The 17,448-nt window shown below is 63.7% G+C and carries 12 protein-coding genes and 2 pseudogenes; 6 read left to right on the forward strand and 8 right to left on the reverse strand.

The window, feature by feature from the left end; genetic code table 11:
* Both GTP44_RS21425 and GTP44_RS21430 read left to right on the forward strand, forming a co-directional pair.
* Positions 1–206: hypothetical protein (locus GTP44_RS21425; protein WP_161021007.1), on the forward strand; the 206-nt coding region annotated here is incomplete at its 5' end.
* A gap of 374 nt (positions 207–580) precedes the next feature.
* Positions 581–3,757: a TonB-dependent receptor gene (locus tag GTP44_RS21430; RefSeq protein WP_161021008.1), complete on the forward strand. Its 3,177-nt coding sequence runs from the start codon at positions 581–583 to the stop codon at positions 3,755–3,757.
* Between the two features lie 70 nt (positions 3,758–3,827).
* Here GTP44_RS21430 and GTP44_RS21435 read toward each other — a convergent pair whose 3' ends face one another.
* The 4 genes from GTP44_RS21435 to GTP44_RS21450 all read right to left on the reverse strand — a co-directional run bounded on the left by GTP44_RS21435 (position 3,828) and on the right by GTP44_RS21450 (position 7,406).
* The gene (locus tag GTP44_RS21435) at positions 3,828–4,256 is read right to left on the reverse strand and encodes a copper chaperone PCu(A)C (RefSeq protein WP_160989940.1); all 429 of its coding nucleotides are present in this window, start codon (positions 4,254–4,256) and stop codon (positions 3,828–3,830) included.
* Positions 4,253–4,864 (reverse strand): SCO family protein, encoded by a 612-nt coding sequence (locus tag GTP44_RS21440; RefSeq protein WP_160989941.1) that lies wholly within the window; start codon positions 4,862–4,864, stop codon positions 4,253–4,255. The genes GTP44_RS21435 and GTP44_RS21440 overlap by 4 nt, the downstream gene beginning before the upstream one ends.
* Before the next feature lie 68 nt (positions 4,865–4,932).
* Positions 4,933–5,316, reverse strand: a complete 384-nt coding sequence (locus tag GTP44_RS21445; protein ID WP_202424175.1) for a DUF2946 domain-containing protein — start codon at positions 5,314–5,316, stop codon at positions 4,933–4,935.
* 68 nt (positions 5,317–5,384) lie between these two features.
* The gene (locus GTP44_RS21450; RefSeq protein ID WP_371867292.1) at positions 5,385–7,406 is read right to left on the reverse strand and encodes a methyl-accepting chemotaxis protein; all 2,022 of its coding nucleotides are present in this window, start codon (positions 7,404–7,406) and stop codon (positions 5,385–5,387) included.
* A gap of 413 nt (positions 7,407–7,819) precedes the next feature.
* Here GTP44_RS21450 and GTP44_RS21455 point away from each other — a divergent pair, with 413 nt between their 5' ends.
* On the forward strand, positions 7,820–10,072 hold the full coding sequence (locus GTP44_RS21455; protein WP_161021010.1) for a carboxy terminal-processing peptidase: 2,253 nt from the start codon (positions 7,820–7,822) through the stop codon (positions 10,070–10,072).
* Positions 10,073–10,333: 261 nt separating this feature from the next.
* Entirely contained in the window at positions 10,334–12,481 is a 2,148-nt protein-coding gene (locus tag GTP44_RS21460) for an SMP-30/gluconolactonase/LRE family protein (protein ID WP_161021011.1), read from the forward strand.
* A gap of 12 nt (positions 12,482–12,493) precedes the next feature.
* Here the strand turns inward: GTP44_RS21460 and GTP44_RS21465 are convergent, their stop codons facing one another.
* Complete coding sequence (locus GTP44_RS21465; RefSeq protein WP_160989945.1) at positions 12,494–12,751, reverse strand: NHLP-related RiPP peptide; 258 nt, start codon at positions 12,749–12,751, stop codon at positions 12,494–12,496.
* 136 nt (positions 12,752–12,887) lie between these two features.
* Between GTP44_RS21465 and GTP44_RS21470 the strand changes: the two genes are divergently transcribed.
* Complete coding sequence (locus GTP44_RS21470; RefSeq protein WP_160989946.1) at positions 12,888–14,048, forward strand: putative peptide maturation dehydrogenase; 1,161 nt, start codon at positions 12,888–12,890, stop codon at positions 14,046–14,048.
* A gap of 88 nt (positions 14,049–14,136) precedes the next feature.
* On the opposite strand, the gene GTP44_RS21475 is transcribed toward GTP44_RS21470, so the two are convergent.
* The 3 genes and pseudogenes from GTP44_RS21475 to GTP44_RS21485 form a co-directional block, all read right to left on the reverse strand.
* A complete protein-coding gene (locus tag GTP44_RS21475; protein ID WP_161021012.1) occupies positions 14,137–15,342 on the reverse strand; it encodes a DUF4861 family protein in 1,206 nt (401 codons plus the stop codon).
* Positions 15,343–15,355: 13 nt separating this feature from the next.
* A complete protein-coding gene (locus GTP44_RS21480; protein WP_161021013.1) occupies positions 15,356–16,756 on the reverse strand; it encodes a glycoside hydrolase family 88/105 protein in 1,401 nt (466 codons plus the stop codon).
* Positions 16,753–17,127: pseudogene (locus tag GTP44_RS21485) on the reverse strand (hypothetical protein); the annotation flags it as partial. The pseudogene GTP44_RS21485 and the gene GTP44_RS21480, both read right to left, overlap by 4 nt.
* Between GTP44_RS21485 and GTP44_RS21490 the strand changes: the two are divergent.
* A pseudogene (locus GTP44_RS21490) lies at positions 17,123–17,428 on the forward strand (winged helix-turn-helix transcriptional regulator); the annotation flags it as partial. The pseudogenes GTP44_RS21485 and GTP44_RS21490 overlap by 5 nt on opposite strands.
* Positions 17,429–17,448 lie beyond the last annotated feature (20 nt).

Below are 17,448 nucleotides of genomic sequence, written 5' to 3' on the forward strand. Positions count from 1 at the left end.
GCTCAACTGGGAATGGATACGGCTCTTTCTTTTTGCGCGGTTTCTTGGTGGTCATCGTGTCGATCATGGAGCATCCCTTTCGGTATTATTTCATGACCCCGTTTCACACAGAAATTCTTACAGGCTCGGCCAGCATGGCGCAGCTGGAAGCCTGGGCCGACGTCCTGCCGGAGGCGCAGTCGTTGAAAGAGTTCTTCAGCACTTGAATGTGATGGCCTGGTGCAGGATGATTGCGCTATCAACTTCGACTGTCGCATAAAAACCGCGAAACTATAACTTTCAGAATGAAATAAGTGCACGCGCAGAGAGGCTGTTTTTCCCGCATTTTCACTCTGTAACGTAGTGTTGCGCCGCAATCTCCGATATCGCTATAGATATCGGTGTCTATAAATATGTTATTGGCATCAAAATAACGAATCCCCTAAATTCCTAACATCCGCCGACCAAAATGGTTGCGCATCTCATTTTGAGGGGAATCACGCCAATAGACACACTTCAGGGTAGTACCGTCCAGCAGCACTAACGACGCGCCGCAGGCGCGCGAATAAACGGCCACAGAGGCCAATAACAGGAGACATGGATGAACAAGCATATTGATGGGGCGCCTAGCCTCGGGACCGGCCGTGGACGTAACGTTCTGGCACTGACGGTTATGGCGGGCATGATTTCCGCCGCTTGGGCACAGGAGCAGGCGCCGGCACCAGCGCCGGCCGGCCCGCAACCGGCTGCCACCGACGCCGCTTCCACACCGGAAAACGCGCCGCTGGTCAAGAGCGTGACGGTCAGCGGCTACCGCAGCTCGCTGGCCTTGTCCGCCAACGAAAAGCGCGACAACATCGGCCTGAGCGACACCGTCTTTTCCGAGGACATGGGCAAATTCCCCGACCCGAACATCGCCGATGCGCTGGCCCGCGTGCCTGGCGTGCAGGTCACCCGCGGCTCCATCGACGGCGAGGGCCTGAATATTTCGATCCGCGGCATGGGGCCGGCCTTTACCCGTGTGCTGCTGAACGGCGCACCGATGGCGTCGGCGTCGGCCGGCAGTTGGGGGGGCAGCATCAGCGCCAACCGCGAAGTGGACATGGATTTCCTGCCGTCCGAGCTGTTCCGCAGCGCCAGCGTCTACAAGAGCCAGCAGGCCAGCCTGATCGAGGGCGGTATCGCCGGCACGGTCAACATGCGCAGCGTGCGGCCGTTCGACAAGAGCGGCTTCCGCACCGCGTTCACGCTGAGCGGCAACTACCGCGACCAGAATGGCCAGTGGGGCAATACCGGCTCGGCGCTGATCAGCAACACCTGGAACAGTGAGCGCTTCGGCAAGTTCGGTGTGCTGGCGGGCGCCGCCTGGGGCGACACCAAGTACAAGACCGACGCCTTCCAGACGGTGGACATGCGCAACCTGCAGCTGAAATCGTTCCAGGGCCAGCCTGGCTACGCGCTGAACAGCACCGGCGGCGGTTCGCAATCGACGCCGGACACGGTGCCGTCCGGCCTGCCGATGTCCAGCCTGCCGAGCTATGTGCAGTCGGTGCTGGTGCCCGGCAAGCAGATCGACGCCGCGATGTTGCTGGCGCTCAACCCGGGCGCGACCTTGCAGCAGATCGACAATGGCCTGATGGGCCGCCTCGGGCGCCACATCGTGTATCAAGGCGAACGCAAGCGCGCCGGCGAGGTGCTGAGCTTCCAGTGGCAGCCCAACGATCAGTGGGATTTCTATCTCGACACGCTGTTCGCGCAAAAGAAAAACGACATGCTGCAGGAAGGCATGAACGTCGGCACCCGCGCCAACACGGTGATTCCGATCGGCCTGGAATTCGACCGCAGCGACTGCTCGACCGGTTGCACCATCACCAAGGGCACGCTGGCCAACACCTTCTGGGCGCTGGAATTCCGGCCGATGAAGGAGAAGACCCTGTTCCGCAGCTTCAACCCGGGCTTCGAGTTCCGTCCGGCCGACAAGTGGACCATCGACGGTCACGTCAACTACACCAAGAGCACCTTCTACCGCGACATGCCGACGGTGCTGCTTGCGACGCCATCAGCCAACTCGGTCATCCAGTACTACAACACCACGCCGAGCAAGACGCCGGTTTACACCGGCAACCTGGACATCAACAATCCGTCCAACTTCGGCTGGAATCAGGTCGGGCAGGGCTTGTCCGGCATGCGCATGGACCTGTATGAGCGCACCAACACCACCAAGGGCTCGCGCCTGAACCTGAACTGGGGCGACAGCGATTTTGCGATCAAGTTCGGCGGATCGTATGACGATATCGAGCGCCGCTATCGCTCCTACTCAACGGCCGACGCGTGGATGAACGTTGCCTGCGGCAACAACATGAACGTGCGCTTCTTCCAGCCTAACACGCAGCTGCGCACTTGCGACGGCCGCAACGCGCCGGGACCGATGACCGACGCCGCCACCTTCTATCCGGGCTACGGCACCGGCTCGACCGCCGGCGCCACCACGCCGCTGGCCTACCTCGGCTCGGCGATTCCCAACGCGGCGGTGCCCAACTATGCCCATGGCAGCGACCACGGTTTCATCACGGTCGACTGGAACAAGTTCGCCAAGGATACCGATTACCAGTATTTCCGCGACAATATCTACCGCGGCTTCGGCAATTCCAGCGGCGGCTACATCCGCGAGGTGGTCAGCGCCGCTTATACCGAAGTCAATGGCAGCGCCGACTTGTTCGGCCGCAAGTTGCGCTACAACGCCGGCATCCGCTACGCGCGCACCAAGCAGACCATCGGCAACCTGTCGATACAGGCCGATCCGCGTAACGCCACGCTGCAGAACGGCGGCCGCTTCGACGATATCGGCGTCTGGGCGTATGAGAGCACGCAGTACAGCAATACCCTGCCGTCGGCGACGCTGGCCTACAACCTGACGCCGTCGCTGATCATGCGGGCGTCGGCGTCGAAGTCGGTCAACCGCGCCAATCCGGCCGACCTGCGGCAGACCTCGCTGACTTTGGGCGACCAGGGCGCGCGCCAGGGCAGCATCACCAATCCGAAGCTGAAGCCGTTCCAGGCCAATAACTTCGATCTGGGGCTGGAGTACTACTTCACGCGTGAGGCTTATGTGGCGCTGAGTGGCTTTGCCAAGGACCTGGTCAGCCGTCCTGGCTCGCGCATCGTCACCTATTCGCTGGCGCAGCTCGATACGATGTTCGGCACGGTCGGCCTGACGGATGCGCAGACGCAGGCGGTGGCCGCCAGCGGCGGGCGCGACAAGCATCTGGTGGAGATCACCGAGCCGTTCAACATCGACACCAAGCTCAAGGTGCGTGGCGCGGAGTTTACCTGGCAGCAGCCGCTGGACATGCTGCCGGTCAAAGGCTTCGGCTTCACCGGCAACTTCACCTACGCCAAGCAGACCGATGAGGCGCGCAACGCACCGCCGGTATCCGGCGTGCCGCCACGCACCAACAACTTCACGCTGTACTACGAGCGCAATGGCCTGAACGCGCGCGTGTCGCGCCAGTACACGGCGCGCCACGTGGTCAATACCAGCACCGGTCTGAACGTGCCGGGTGGCGCCTATGCCTACACCACCGAGCGCACCCAGGTGGACTTGTCGGTCGGCGCCAACCTGAAAAAGCTGTTCAACTCGTATGATGTGGATCTGACGCTGAGCGTGTGGAACCTGAACAACGCCATCAGCCAGACTTATACGCAGTACAGCAACGCGATCTTTGACGAGTACAAGCCGGGCCGCAGCTACACGCTGTCCGCGCGCACCTCGTTCTGATCTTGTCGTCTCCCGCTTGACAGTCTCGCCTCGGCGAGTTGGCGGCCTCTCGGGGCCGCCTTTTTTTATTTTAGTGGGCGGCGTTCAGCGGTTTGACCGGGGCCTCCACCACCACCTTGCTGCGCACCTTGCGCGCGTCTTCAAACTCTAGCGTCAGCGGCACTTTGTCGCCATCCTTCAGCGGCTGTTTCAGGCCCAGCAGCATCAGATGGTAGCCGCCGGGCGCCAGCTTGACGGCCTGGCCCGCAGGCAGATCCAGCGCCTGCAACTGGCGCATGCGCATCATGTCGTTGTCCATTTTCATTTCATGCACTTCGACCGCGCCTGCGGCCGGCGAGCTGGCGCCGACCAGTTTGGTGGTCTGCGTCGCGGTCAGCGTCATGAAGGCGCCGGTGGCTTGTTGCGCGGCCACGGTGGCGCGCACCCATGGTTCGCCGACGGTCACCTGGGCCAGCGCTGGCAGGGCGGCCATCAGCAGCAGGGAAAGTAGTTTTTTCATTTGAATAGTCCTTTGAGGAAGCTGGTTTCTTTCTTGGGGTTCATCAGCAGGCGCAGGTCGGCTGCGCACTCCTGTGCGGTTTGCGCGTGTTTAAACGCCAGGCGGATCTTGCCGCTGGTGTCGAACACGTAGGTCAGGGCGGTGTGGTCCATGGTGTAGGAACTGCCGCTCGGCACCTTGCGGTAAAAGATCTTGAAGTCCTTGGCGGCCTTGGCGGTCTGCTCCAGGTTGCCGCGCACGGCGACGAAGCTCGGATCGAAGGCGCGCATGTATTCGGTCAACAGCGGCGCGGTGTCGCGTTCCGGATCGATGGTGACGAACACCACTTGCAGCTTGGCGCCGTCGGCGCCCAGCAGGCGCTTGACTTCGACCGCGCGCGCCAGCGCGGTCGGGCAGACGTCCGGGCATTGGGTGAAGCCGAAGAACAGCATCACCAGCTTGCCCTTGAAGTCGCGCAGCGAGGCGGGCTTGCCGTCGGTGTAGAGCAGCTGGTAGTCGGGGCCGATGCTGGCGCCGGTGATGTCGATGGCGGTGAAGCCGGCGGCATGCGCCGATCCGGCCACGAGCGGCAGGGCGGCCAACGACGAGATAAAGGTACGACGTTGCATAATCTATCCTGTGAAACGGATGGTCGGGCACGGCCGCGCGAGGGCGCGGCGGTGCGGTGGGCGGCAAATCAGGCGCTGGCGGGCGGGCCGCGCGGCTGGGCGGCGGACCAGTGGTGATGCGGCCACGGCGTCACCGGGCGCGGCGCCGGGTAGGCGTCGTGGCCTTCCAGCACCGTCAGCAGGCCGGCCGCGATGGGCGGCGGCGCGCCGTGGCTGGCGTGGACGGGGCACAGCATGCAATGCTTGAGCCCGTGGGCGGGAAGGCCGCCCGGCGCGCGTGTTCCGGCGGCCGTATTGACGGCGAGCGGCGTGGCGCGGCAAATCTCGGTGGCCAGCGGGTCGGCGAGCCGCGTGGCCACCGTCTGGCCCAGCGCCGGCGCGAACAGATTCAGCAGGATCGCCAGGGAGACGATCAGGCTGGTCAAGCGCCGGGGCTGAAAAAGAGTGAGCATCCGGCAATTATAAAATAAAAAAGCCGCCATCGTTTTCACGAGGCGGCTCGGGCTGGCCGTTGGACGGCTTATTTCAGTGCCAGATGGCGGCCTTGGCTGATCGCGGGCTGGCCGGCGTTGCTGCCCAGCTTGAAGAGCTGCACCACTTCCTCCAGCTCGTGCGCCTGGTCCTGCAGCGCTTGCGCGGCGGCGGCGGCTTCCTCGACCAGCGCGGCGTTCTGCTGGGTCACCTGGTCCATCTGAGTCACGGCTTCGTGCACCTGGCCGATGCCGACGCGCTGCTCCTCGCTGGCGCTGCTGATCTCGGCCATGATGTCGGTCACGCGGCGCACGCTGTCGACCACTTCCTGCATGGTGGTGCCGGCCTGTTCAACCTGTTTGCTGCCGACTTCGACCTTGGCGACCGAGTCGTCGATCAATTCCTTGATTTCCTTGGCGGCGGTGGCCGAGCGCTGCGCCAGCGTGCGCACTTCCGAGGCCACCACGGCGAAGCCGCGGCCCTGTTCGCCGGCGCGGGCCGCTTCGACCGCCGCGTTCAGCGCCAGGATATTGGTCTGGAAGGCGATGCCATCGATGACCGAGATGATGTCGGCGATCTTGCGCGACGAGTCGGTGATCGAGCCCATGGTGTCGACCACCTGCGCCACCACCGCGCCGCCCTTGACGGCGATGCCCGAGGCGGCTTGCGCCATCTGGTTGGCTTGCGCGGCGTTGTCGGCGTTCTGGCTCACGGCGCTGCTCAGCTGCTCCATTGAGGCGGCGGTTTCCTCCAGACTGGAGGCCTGTTCCTCGGTGCGCTGCGACAGGTCGAGGTTGCCCTGGGCGATTTCGCGCGACGCGGCGGTGATCTGCTCGGCGCCGCGGCGTACCTGGCCGACCACGCCGGACAGCTTGTGGCTGATGTTGTTCAGCGAGTGCAGCACCAGGCCGATTTCATCTTTGCTGTCGATCTGCAGATGCACGTCGAGGTCGCCGGAGGCGATGCGCTCGGCCGCTTCCTCGGCGCGCGCCAGCGGCCGCGACACGATGGCGCGTACCAGCAGGAACAGCGCGGCGGCGAACACCGCCAGCGCGACCAGGCCCAGCAAGGCGTAGCGGTTGCGCAGCTGCGCCGCCTCGCGCGTGATCTCGTCGGTGTAGGTGCCGCCGACGATCATCCAGTTCCATGGTTTGAAGGTGTGGAACTCGACCATTTTTTCGCGTGGCGCGGCGCCGTCCTTGTCGCTCCAGTCATACGTCATGCTGCCTTCCTTCTGCGCCAGCATCTCTTTGATGAAGAGGCGGCCATCGCTGCTCTTGTAGTCCAGCAGGTTGCTGCCTTCCTTGCGCGGATGGACCAGCGCCTCGCCCTGGGTCTTGCCCTCGGCGGCGTTGATCACATAGATGTAGCCGGTCTCGCCGATCTTGATGGCCTTGATCTTTTCCTTCAGCACGGCCATGTTCTTGGCGATGTCGAGGCCGATGAACAGCACGCCGATGGTCTTGCCGCTGCTGTCCTTGATCGGGTCGTACTGGGTGATGAAGGGCTTGCCGAACAGGTTGGCCAGGCCGATGTAGCTGTTACCGGAACGCAGTACCGGATAGCTTGGGTGGGCGCGGTCGAGCTGGGTGCCGACGGCGCGGTCGCCGTTTTCCTTGCGCACGGTGGTGGTCACGCGCACGAAGTCGTCGCCGGTGGCGGCGAAGATGGTGACGATGACGCCGGTGTTGGCGGTGAACTTGTCCGGGATGCTGAAGTCCATGTTCAGCGGCTTGCCGGCGAATTTCAGCGTCGGCGTGGGCTTGCCGCCGATATCGACGGTGCTGGCCGGGTCCAGCGTGAAATCGCCGCCTTTGAATTCGGCCGCGAACAGGCGGGCGAAAGCCGAGGCTTCGTTCATCATCGCCGAGTTGAACACGTCCACCGTGTTGCTGATGCCGTTCAGGTTGAACGCGACGTTGGCGCGCGCGCGTTCCTTCAGCATGGCCGAAGTGTTCAGGCTAATCAGGGTCAGCAGGATCGCCAGAATGGCGCTCATCAAGCCAAAGGTAAAAACGGTAATTTTCGTACCGACACCCCAGTTACGGGGATTCATCGTTATTGTTTTCATTGATCTCTTTAGAGAAAAAAGGTGCTGCGGTTTGAGGTGGCTCGGAATCGAGCTGCTCCGGGGGATGGAGCGCACTGCGTGCGGCTAGGGCGCCGCCGTGAGTGCTGCCTGGCGGGCCGTCAACATGAAACTAAGACCATCATGATATACACTTTTTTGCTTTCGGGCAATCAATTCGAATGAGTTCTCGAAAGATTTCTATTTATAAAACAATGACTTGTGTAGAAAATTGCATTTCAGTAAGTATTTTTACTTAGTGAAAAAGAGGTAAATACTGTTTCGTTTCAGTCATCTTTAAGCTTAGGCGGAGAAACTGCGAAATACCAGACCCGTGTGCGTCCGCCTCCCTGTAGAATGGAATCGCACACATTTACGCAACAAACTCATCTATAAATATGTTTCGGAGTAAGCCGATGAAGAAGCAAATGCTGTTGGTGGCCGTGCTCGCGGCCCTGTCAGTTCAGGCCGGTATAGCCGCGCCGGAGAAGGCGGCCGACACCCCCCTCAAGCCGCTGCCAGGCCAGACGATGGCGGCCCGTTTTGCCGCCGTGGTGCTGAACAAGGCGCACTACAAGCCGCTGCCGCTGGACGATGCGATGTCGGAAAAAATCTTTGACCGCTATTTCAAGTCGCTGGACGCCGAGAAGATGTTCTTCACCCAGGTCGACCTCGACCAGTACGCCATCGTCCGCACGCGGCTGGACGACGCCATCAACAATGAAAACCTCAGTGTCCCGTTTGCCATCTTCAATCTCTACCAGCAGCGCTTCAACGAGCGCATCGCCTATGCGCGTGAGCTGGTCAAACAGGGCAAGTTCGAGTTCGGCAGCGACGAGACCTACCAGTATGACCGCGAAAAGGCCGACTGGGCCAAGAGCGACGCCGAGATCAGGGACCTGTGGCGCAAGCGCGTCAAGAACGAATGGCTGCGCCTGAAACTGGCCGGCAAGGATGACAAGGCGATTCGCGAGACGCTGGACAAGCGCTACGAGGGCTACCTGAGCCCGTCGCGCAAGCTGACCAGCGAGGACGTATTCCAGATCTTCATGAACGCCTATGCGATGTCGATCGAGCCGCACACCAACTACCTCGGCCCGCGGGCGGCGGAAAACTTCGACATCGCCATGCGCCTGTCGCTGGAAGGTATCGGCTGCGTGCTGCAATCGCGCGACGACTACACGGTGGTGCGCGAGGTCGTGACCGGCAGCCCGGCCGGCCTGTCCGGCAAGATCAAGGTCGGCGACAAGATCGTCGGCGTGGCCAAGGACGAGAAAACCCCGATGACCGAGGTGCTGGGCTGGCGCCTGGACGACGTGGTGGCGCTGATCCGCGGACCCAAGGACTCGACGGTCAAGCTGGAAATCATTCCGGTCGACGCCGGGCCGGACGGCAAGCACCAGTTCGTGACGCTGGTGCGCCAGAAGATCAGCATGGAAGAGCAATCGGCCAAGAAGGCCGTCTATGAGGTCAAGGATGGCAACGCCAAGCGCCGCGTCGGCGTGATTTCGCTGCCGACCTTCTACATGGACTTCGAGGCGCGCCGCAAGGGCGACAAGGACTTCAAGAGCGCCACCCGCGACGTCAAGCGCCTGCTGGTCGAGCTGAAGAAGGAAAAGGTCGACAACGTGCTGATCGACCTGCGCAACAACGGCGGCGGCTCGCTGAGCGAGGCGGTCGAGCTGACCGGCCTGTTCATCGACAAGGGACCGGTGGTGATGCAGCGCACCGGCGACAACAAGGTCGAGGTGGAGAGCGACACCGATCCGGGCATGACCTGGGATGGTCCGATGGGTGTGCTGATCAACCGTGGCTCGGCCTCGGCGTCGGAGATTTTCGCGGCGGCGATTCAGGATTACGGTCGCGGCATCATCATCGGCGAGCCAAGCTTCGGCAAAGGCACGGTGCAGACGATGTTCGACCTGAACCGCTTCGCGCCGGGCGAGAAGACCCGCTACGGCGAGCTGAAGTACACCGTCGCGCAGTTCTTCCGCATCAACGGCGGTACCACCCAGCTGCGCGGCGTGACGCCGGACATTAAGTTGCCGACCATGGGCGATTCCGACCAGTACGGCGAATCGAGCTATGAGAACGCCTTGCCGTGGACGCAGATCAAGCCGGCCGTCTACATCCCGGCCGGCGAGATCAAGGACATCCTGCCGCTGCTCGACAAGAAGCACGATGTGCGCGTGGCCAAGGACAAGGACTTCCAGTATCTGACCGAAGACATCGCGCTGGTGAAGAAGCAACGCAAGGAAAACTCGGTGTCGCTGAACGAGGTGGCGCGCCGCAAGGAGCGCGACCAGCAGGAGGCGCGCGCCAAGCTGCGTGAAGCCCGTCTGCTGTCGCCGGTGCCTGGCGCCGACGATCCGATCCTGGTGCCTGATCCGAAAGAGGCGCTGAACAAGGCGATTTCGGCGTCCGCCAAGCCGGCCGGCAAGGCGGCGCAGAAAGTGGCCGGGGTCAAGGGCGCGCTGCGCAGCGACGACGGCCTGCAGGGTTCGGAACGTTCGCTGGCGGCGGAGCTGGAGGCCGAGAAGCAGGCCAAGGCCGCCAAGGATGTGCTGCTGAACGAGGCGGTGCACATCATGGGTGACGAGGTTGGCCTGTTGAAGACCGACACCCGTCTGGCCGCGCGCGTGCTGCCTTACGCCGCCGATAGCAAATAAGGTTACGCGTTACAAAAAAAGCCTGCGGTGCTGAGCAATCAGCCTGCGGGCTTTTTGTTTGCCCTTGATATGCGTTTGGTGAATCTCCACTATTTAAAAGATAAATTGGATTTGTATGCGGCGATGCAGCATACTGCACTTGTCTCCTCTATTCTCCTCCAAGGAAATAGACTTCAGCCCGCTCCCTGAGCGGGCTTTTTTTTGCCTCGCCGGGCCGCTATCGGTTAAACTTTCTACAAGTCAACCTTTGGGTCCGGGCAAGTGTCTCCAACTCAATTCAAGATTATTCTGGCGGCTTTGGCGCTGGGCGGTGCCGCCGTCGGTGGCGGGGTTGCCTATGTGCTGGTGCAACCATCGGCGGACCATGCGGACGTGGTCACGGGCGCCGCGCCCAGGGGTACGCTGGCGCACTGGCACGCGCGCGTCACCGCCATGGCCGGCGATGGCCTGCCTGGCGGCAGCAACGGCAATCCGAAGCGCACGCGCTTTGCCGATCCGTTCGGTGTGGCGCTCGACCGGCAGGGCAATCTGTACATCGCCGATGGCGGCAGTAACAACATCATCCGCAAGATCGATATGAACGGCCTGACGTCGACGCTGGCCGGCGGCGTGGAAGGCTACGCCGAAGGCGCCGGCACGGCGGCCGCCTTCAATACGCCGTCCGGCATCGCGGCCGACGCCGCCGGCAATCTGTACGTGGCCGATACCGGCAACAATGCCATCCGCAAAATCACGCCCGACGGAGTGGTGAGCACGCTGGCCGGCGATGGCCTGGCGGGCGACAAGGACGGCCAAGGCGCCGGCGCCCAGTTCAACGGCCCGGTCGGCGTGGCGGTCGATGTCGCCGGCGTGGTCTACGTCACCGATACCTATAACGACCGCATCCGCCGCATCGCGCCCGATGGCGCCGTCACCACCATCGGCGGCGGCAAGCGCGCCGGTTTAGCCGATGGCCCCGCCGCGCAGGCGCTGTTCGATACACCGACCGGCATCGTGGTCAGCGCCGATGGTGACCTGTTCATCGCGGATACTGCCAACCACGCGATCCGCAAACTGTCCAGGGACGGCACGGTCAGCACCGTTGCCGTCGCCAAGGAGGACGACCGCGATGCGCTGTTGCGCTCGCCGGTTGGCCTGGCGCTGACGCCGGACGGCTACCTCTACACCGCCAGCACCGCGCACGGCCGCCTGGCGCAGATCACGCCCCAGGGCGAGGTGGTGTCGCTGCTGGACGTCGATCACCCGGCCCAGCCGGGCGATGGCTCGGATGGCAGCGTGCGCCTGTATTCGCCGCGTGGTATCGCGCTGTACAAGGATGGCTCGCTGTTCGTCACCGACGCCGCCACCTTCCGCCTGCACCACATCGCCCAGGTCGGCGCCGATGCGCAGCCGGTGACCGAGGCACCGCCGCCAGGCGCGCCGGCGCACAGCGCCACCATGTCGTGGCCGGTGGCGCCGCAGAACAAGGCGCACGAAGTGGTAGGCCTGCTGGGTGAAGTGCGCGGCAATTTCAACGGCGACAGCCGCGATCACTTCCACGCCGGCCTGGACGTGCAGGCTGCCATCGGCACGCCGGTGCTGGCGGTCAGCGCAGGCAAGATCAGCGACCCGCGCGCCAGCTGGGGCTATGGTGATTTGTCGGAGGGGCTGGCGCTGGACGGCATGTATTACGTCCACATGCGCGTTGGCCGCGACGCCCGCGACAAGCCGCTCAGCGATCCGCGCTTCCTGCCCGCGCGCAACGACAAGGGGGCGACCGCCGCCGTGCGCGTCAAGCGCGGCACGCGCTTTGTGGCCGGCGAAACGCTGGGCACGGTCAACCGCATGGCCCATGTGCACCTGGAATACAAGCCGAACGGCGACGCCCTCAATCCGCTGCGCCTGCCGTTCATCGATCTGGACGACACGCTCCGTCCGCAGATCAACAGCATCAGCGTGGTGGACGCCAGCGGCACGCCGCTGACGGAAAAACGCGATGGCCGCCTGCGTATCGCGCGCAGCCTCGGCGAGGTGCAGATCGTGGTCGATGCCAGCGACCAGATCAACGGCAACCAGCAGCGCCGTCGCCTCGGTCTGTACAAGCTGGGTTATCAGTTGCTGAATCAGGATGGCGAGATTATTCCCGGTATGAACCAGCCGATCATCACCCAGCAGTACGACCGTCTGCCGCGCAACCGGGCGGCGGTCAAGCTGGCGTATGCGGCCAGCAGCGGCATTACCGTGCATGGGGCGAGCGAGACGCGCTTCGCCTACGCCATCAACAACAGACTGATCAATGGCAAGCTGACGCCAGGGGCGTGGAAGGTCGGGGAACTGGGGCCGGGCAACTACATCCTGCGCATCACCGCGGAGGACTTTGCCGGCAATGCAGCCGATCGCAACCGCGATCTGGCGGTCATGATCGACTGAGCGGATGGCGACTTAAGCGGCGGCCAGCATGCCGGACAGCAGGAACGGAATCATGGTCTGGGTGCTCTCCACCTGGTGCAGCAGTTCGGTGCGCTCGGAGACGAGTTCCGCCTTCGATGGCAGGCAGATGTCTTCAGGAACATCTTGCGGCGACAGCGTGATCCCCAGAGCGGCCAGTGCGCCGACCGGATCGCTCTGCAGATGCGCGCGGAACTTGTCATCGCTGGCCAGTTTGTCGAGGATGGAGCTGAGTTCGTTCACAGTATGCATGATGAGGTCCTTATAGTGAAGGAGGGTGGGGCGCGACGGTCGTAGCGCACCGGTCCATGCTACGACAAACCTTTCAGGTTGCCAAGACGTGCGTTAGACTCGTGTGCATTGCCATCGAGTCTGGAGGATATGCCCCATGAAGCTACGTCGCTGCGCCGTTTTGTATGTCGAATCTCGGGAAGAACTGGCTATCGATTGGAAAGTCGTACTGTCCGGCGGCAGTGCGCTGGCGGCGAAAACGCAATGGATGGCGCTGGCGCCGCACTTGGATCTGGAGCTGGCCATCGATGCGCGGCAACTGGCCGCGCTGGGCGGTTTGAGCCACACGGTGTGGACCGAACGCGCGGCGGCCGAGCAGCAGTTTGGCGAGGTGTGCGTGGCCAGTCTGCTGGAGCTGGGCCTGCTGATCGGCGATACGCCGCAGTACGCCGCCCAGCGCGAGCGCGACGAGACGCTGCGCGCGGCGCACTGGCGGCCGCTGTCGGCGCTGGCGCACACCTTTGGCCGGTGGCGCGGCGTCACCGAGGAAACCGGCATGGAGGCGCCGACCTTCCAGGCCTTGTTGGAGCGCTACGGCGAACCGCCGCCACCGACTTTTGATCTGGGCGAGGGCGAGGCCGTGAAACTGCCCGGCGCCACCGGCGGACCGATGGACGCGCAACTGCTGCGGCGCTACACCGGCCGCAACTACGATCCGCAAGGCAGCGTATCGCTGGACGTGGCGGCGCGGCTGTTGCAGCGGACTTTCGGGGCGCAGGAAGTGCGCCAGGTCGGGCCGCATGCGTCGGTGTTGAAAAAGACCAGCCCCTCGGGCGGCGGCCTGCATCCGATCGAGGCGTTTGTGCTGGCGCAGCGGGTCGACGGCGTGGCGCCGGGCCTGTATCACTACCATCCGCTGGAACACGCGCTGCGGCCGCTGCGCAAGCTGGACAGCGAGGCGGCGGCGCAACTGGCGCGCTACATGCTGGCCGACCAGCACTGGCTGTCGGGCGCGCCGCTGCAGGTGGTGCTGGTGGCGCGCATGGAGCGCAGTTTCTGGAAGTACCGCAATCACCAGAAGGCCTATCGCGCGCTGGCGCTGGACGCCGGTCATCTGTCGCAGACCTTCTACCTGCTGGCGACCGAGGCTGGCTATCCGGCCTTCATCACCGCCGCCATCAACGATGCCGATATCGAGAAGACGCTGGGACTGGATCATCTGCGCCACGCGGTGGTGGCGATGTGCGGCTGTGGCCCGGCGTCGGACGGCGAGCGCGCCATGGTCGAGCTGCGCTACGGCGAGACGGACGTGATCTAAGTCCGGGGTGTCAGGTCTGACAAAAGCACACGGGCTCAACTGCTACGCAGTTGAGCCCGTGTGCTTTTGTCAGACCTGACACCGTTTTTTACGGAGCGACGGTGGCTTTCAGCGGGTGGGTGGCGCGCGCGGCCATCAGTTTGACCTTGGCTTGCCAGTCGGCGGCGTCCTTGACGTGGCCGGCGCGGTCCCAGGCGGCGCCCAGGTAGTAGCGCAGCGGTTTGCCGGATTCGACCGGGGCGACGATCAGCTCGTTGAGCGGGTCTTCGGTGATGCCGCTTGCCGTCGGCAGCACGATGGCCGTGCCGAACGCGCCGTTGCTGGTCTGCTTGACCCATTGCGTCAGGGCGACGCCGTCGCGGCCGACCGCGATCTGCTCGTTCTGCTTCTTGTCGGCCGGCTTTTTGTTCAGGCCGACCGCGACCGTCAGCTGTTTCGGGCCGCTGAAGGTGAAGGTGCTGTCCATGGTGTCGAAGTCCTGGCCGGCGTCGACCGTGAAGCGTTTCACTTCGCTGACCTTGGTGCCGGCGGCGTCCCAGCTGTCGTAGCTCAGCTCGAATACGCTGCGGATCGGGCCGTTGGCCAGCACTTTCCACGTGGCGTAGTTGGTGCCGACGTACAGTTGCTTGCCGTCCCACACGCCGGTGCCGCCGGCGCCGCGCGACTTGCCGACGTTGTACATGTCCATGCCTTCACCTTCGTCGTGGTGGTAGTGGTCATGGCCCTTGTTGTACCAGCGGTCGACGATCGGATAGGCGACCCGCTTGAACCAGATGTCCAGCCCGCTCGTGACCAGCACTTCCTTGCCGACGCCGGCGCCGTCCGGCGCCGCCAGCGCCGGGCCGTAGGTGCGGTGGGCAACATGGTCGTTTTCCCAGGCGAAGTCATCCAGGCGCTCCGGCACGTAGCGGGCGAACGTCTGCTGCGGGAACGGCGCCGTGACGGTCTCGGTTTTCTCGACGGTGAACGTGGCTTGCCGTTCGCCCTTGGCGAAGCTGTGCTGGAAGTACAGCTCGCCATAGGCGATGCCGACGTTGTTCGGGTCCTTGGCCTGCGGCGCGATATTGCTGACCTGGTAGGGCAGCAGCTTGCCGTGGCTGTCCTTGACCGCGATGCGCTGGATCAGCGCGCCGGGCAGCGCGCGGTTGATCTCGCTCCACGGCACGGCGATGGTTTCCGCTGGGCGCGCCTGGTCCAGGTCGTGGGTGACGGTGATGCGCGCCAGCTCGGCGGCGCTCAGCGTGCCGCTGGCGAGCGCGGCGGCCGCAGCGATCGGTAACAGATACATACGCATTCAGGTGTCTCCTTTATTCGTGGCTGTAGTTGGTGGCGCCGGCGTCTTTCGGCACGTAATGGTAGGTGCGCAACTTGACCTGGATGTCGATCTTTGGATTGTTGAGCAGCTTGATCATCTCGGCGCCGGCCAGCAGCGCCGGGCCGTAGCCGTGCAGCGCGTCGACGCTGGTCGGACGATTGTAATAGTAAATCTGGTCGCTGGCGAAGGTGGTGCCGACGCAGGTGCCTTCCACCTGGCCGCGCGCGTTGATGCGGCCGCTCAGGCCGACCCAGCCGGCCTGGGCGATGGAGCCGTAGGTGGCGGCGCTGATCCAGCCTTCGTTGACGGCGTGCGCGATGACGTAGGTGAACATGGCGCTGGCCGAGGTTTCCAGGTACGAATCGTTACGGTCCAGCATCTGGTGCCACAGGCCGGTGCCCGATTGCCGTTCGGCGATGCCGCGCAGGCTCAGGCGCAGTTGCGCCAGCACTTTCGGGTAGCCGGGATGGTCTTTCGGCAGCACGTCGAGCAGGTCGCTCATGGTCAGCACCGCCCAGCCATTGGCGCGCGCCCAGTAGAAGCGCGGCGCGTCCGGGTTGTTGGCGTTCCAGCCGTGGGTGTACAGGCCCAGCTGCGGGTTGAACAGGTATTGCGTCATCTGCAGCACGTTTTTGACGGCGTCGTCGTAGTACTCGCGCTTGCCCGTCAGGTGGCCCATTTCGGCCAGCGCCGGCACGCCCATGTACAGGTCGTCGGCCCACAGCGACACCGCTTGCGGCCGTTCGCGCGCCAGCGTGCCGTCCGGCAGGCGGAATTGTTTTTTGTAGACCCAGTTGCTGCACGTTTCGATGAACTGGCTCATATCCGGGCCGATCTTGGCGAAGCGGGCGCGGACCATGGCGGCGCACATCGAGCCGGCGTCATCAAGCGAGCGCGGTTCGAGCATGCGCGCGAAGCTGTTGGCGCGCTTCAGCTTGAACTGCTGTTCCTGCGCCTTGAAGTAGGGGTATTTGTCGGCGATGAACTGGAAGTGGCGCGCGGTCATCGCGGTGTATTGCTTGTCGCCGGTAACGGCGGCCGCTTTCATCAGGCCGGCGTGGACGACGCCCATTTCGTAGACCTGGATGCCCCATTCGGCGCTGCTCGGCTCGACCACGGCGTCGGCCACCGGTTTGCTGAAGTCGGTGATCTGGACGCCGCTGTCCTTGTGGATCACCTTGGTTGGGGTGGTCGCTTCCATGTAGCCGCGGATGCGGTCCAGCGAGGCGGTGATTTCCGCCACGGTCGGCTTTTTGTACAGTACCGGGTAGGTGCCTTCGCCGGCGTCGTAGACGCTTTTGTTGTCCGGATTGCGATAAGGACCGTCGGCGTGGGCGGGAAGGGCGAGCAGGGCGGCGGCCACAGCTGCGATCAGGGCGGTTGGAGAGGTCACGGGTTTTCGTCTCTTTGTTGTGGTAAAACGTTTATTTGGTCAGGCCATTCTAGATTGGTCCGGCCACTTTTGCAATCCGGACAGGCCACTTTTGTTGTGCTCGCCCAGAAGGCGAGGGCCGTTAAGCTGAGGCCGGCGCCCAGCAGGCAGACGCCGTTCCAGCCGGCCAGCGCGTGGGCGTGGGTGGCGGCCAGCGCGCCGCCACCGCTGCCAACGGCGTAGAACAGCATGTAGGCGCCGATCAGGCGGCTATGCGCGGTTTGCGTGGTGCGCAGGATCAGGCTCTGGTTGGTGACGTGCAGCGCCTGCACGCCAAGGTCCAGCACGATGATGCCAATAATCAGCGCGGCCAGCGAATGCTGCGCCATGGCCCGCAACATCCTGTCCGACCGCCTGAGCGCGCTGGTCGATGCCGGCCTGCTGACGATCCAGCCCGCCTCCGACGGCAGCGCCTATCAGGAATATGTGCTGACAAGCAAAGGCGAAAGCCTGTTTCCGGCCATCGTTGCCCTGCGCCAGTGGGGCGAGCGCCACCTGTTCGCGGCCGGCGAACCGCATTCCACGCTGATTGAAAAAGCCACCGGCAAGCGCGTGACCGCCATGCAACCGCATGTTCACGAAGCTAAGGTGCTGAAAGCCAGCCAGACCGTGGTAAAAAAACTCACGCCGTAGTGAAGAAATTCCTTGAATCT

The organism is Duganella lactea, assembly GCF_009857505.1.
GTDB lineage: Bacteria > Pseudomonadota > Gammaproteobacteria > Burkholderiales > Burkholderiaceae_D > Rugamonas > Rugamonas lactea.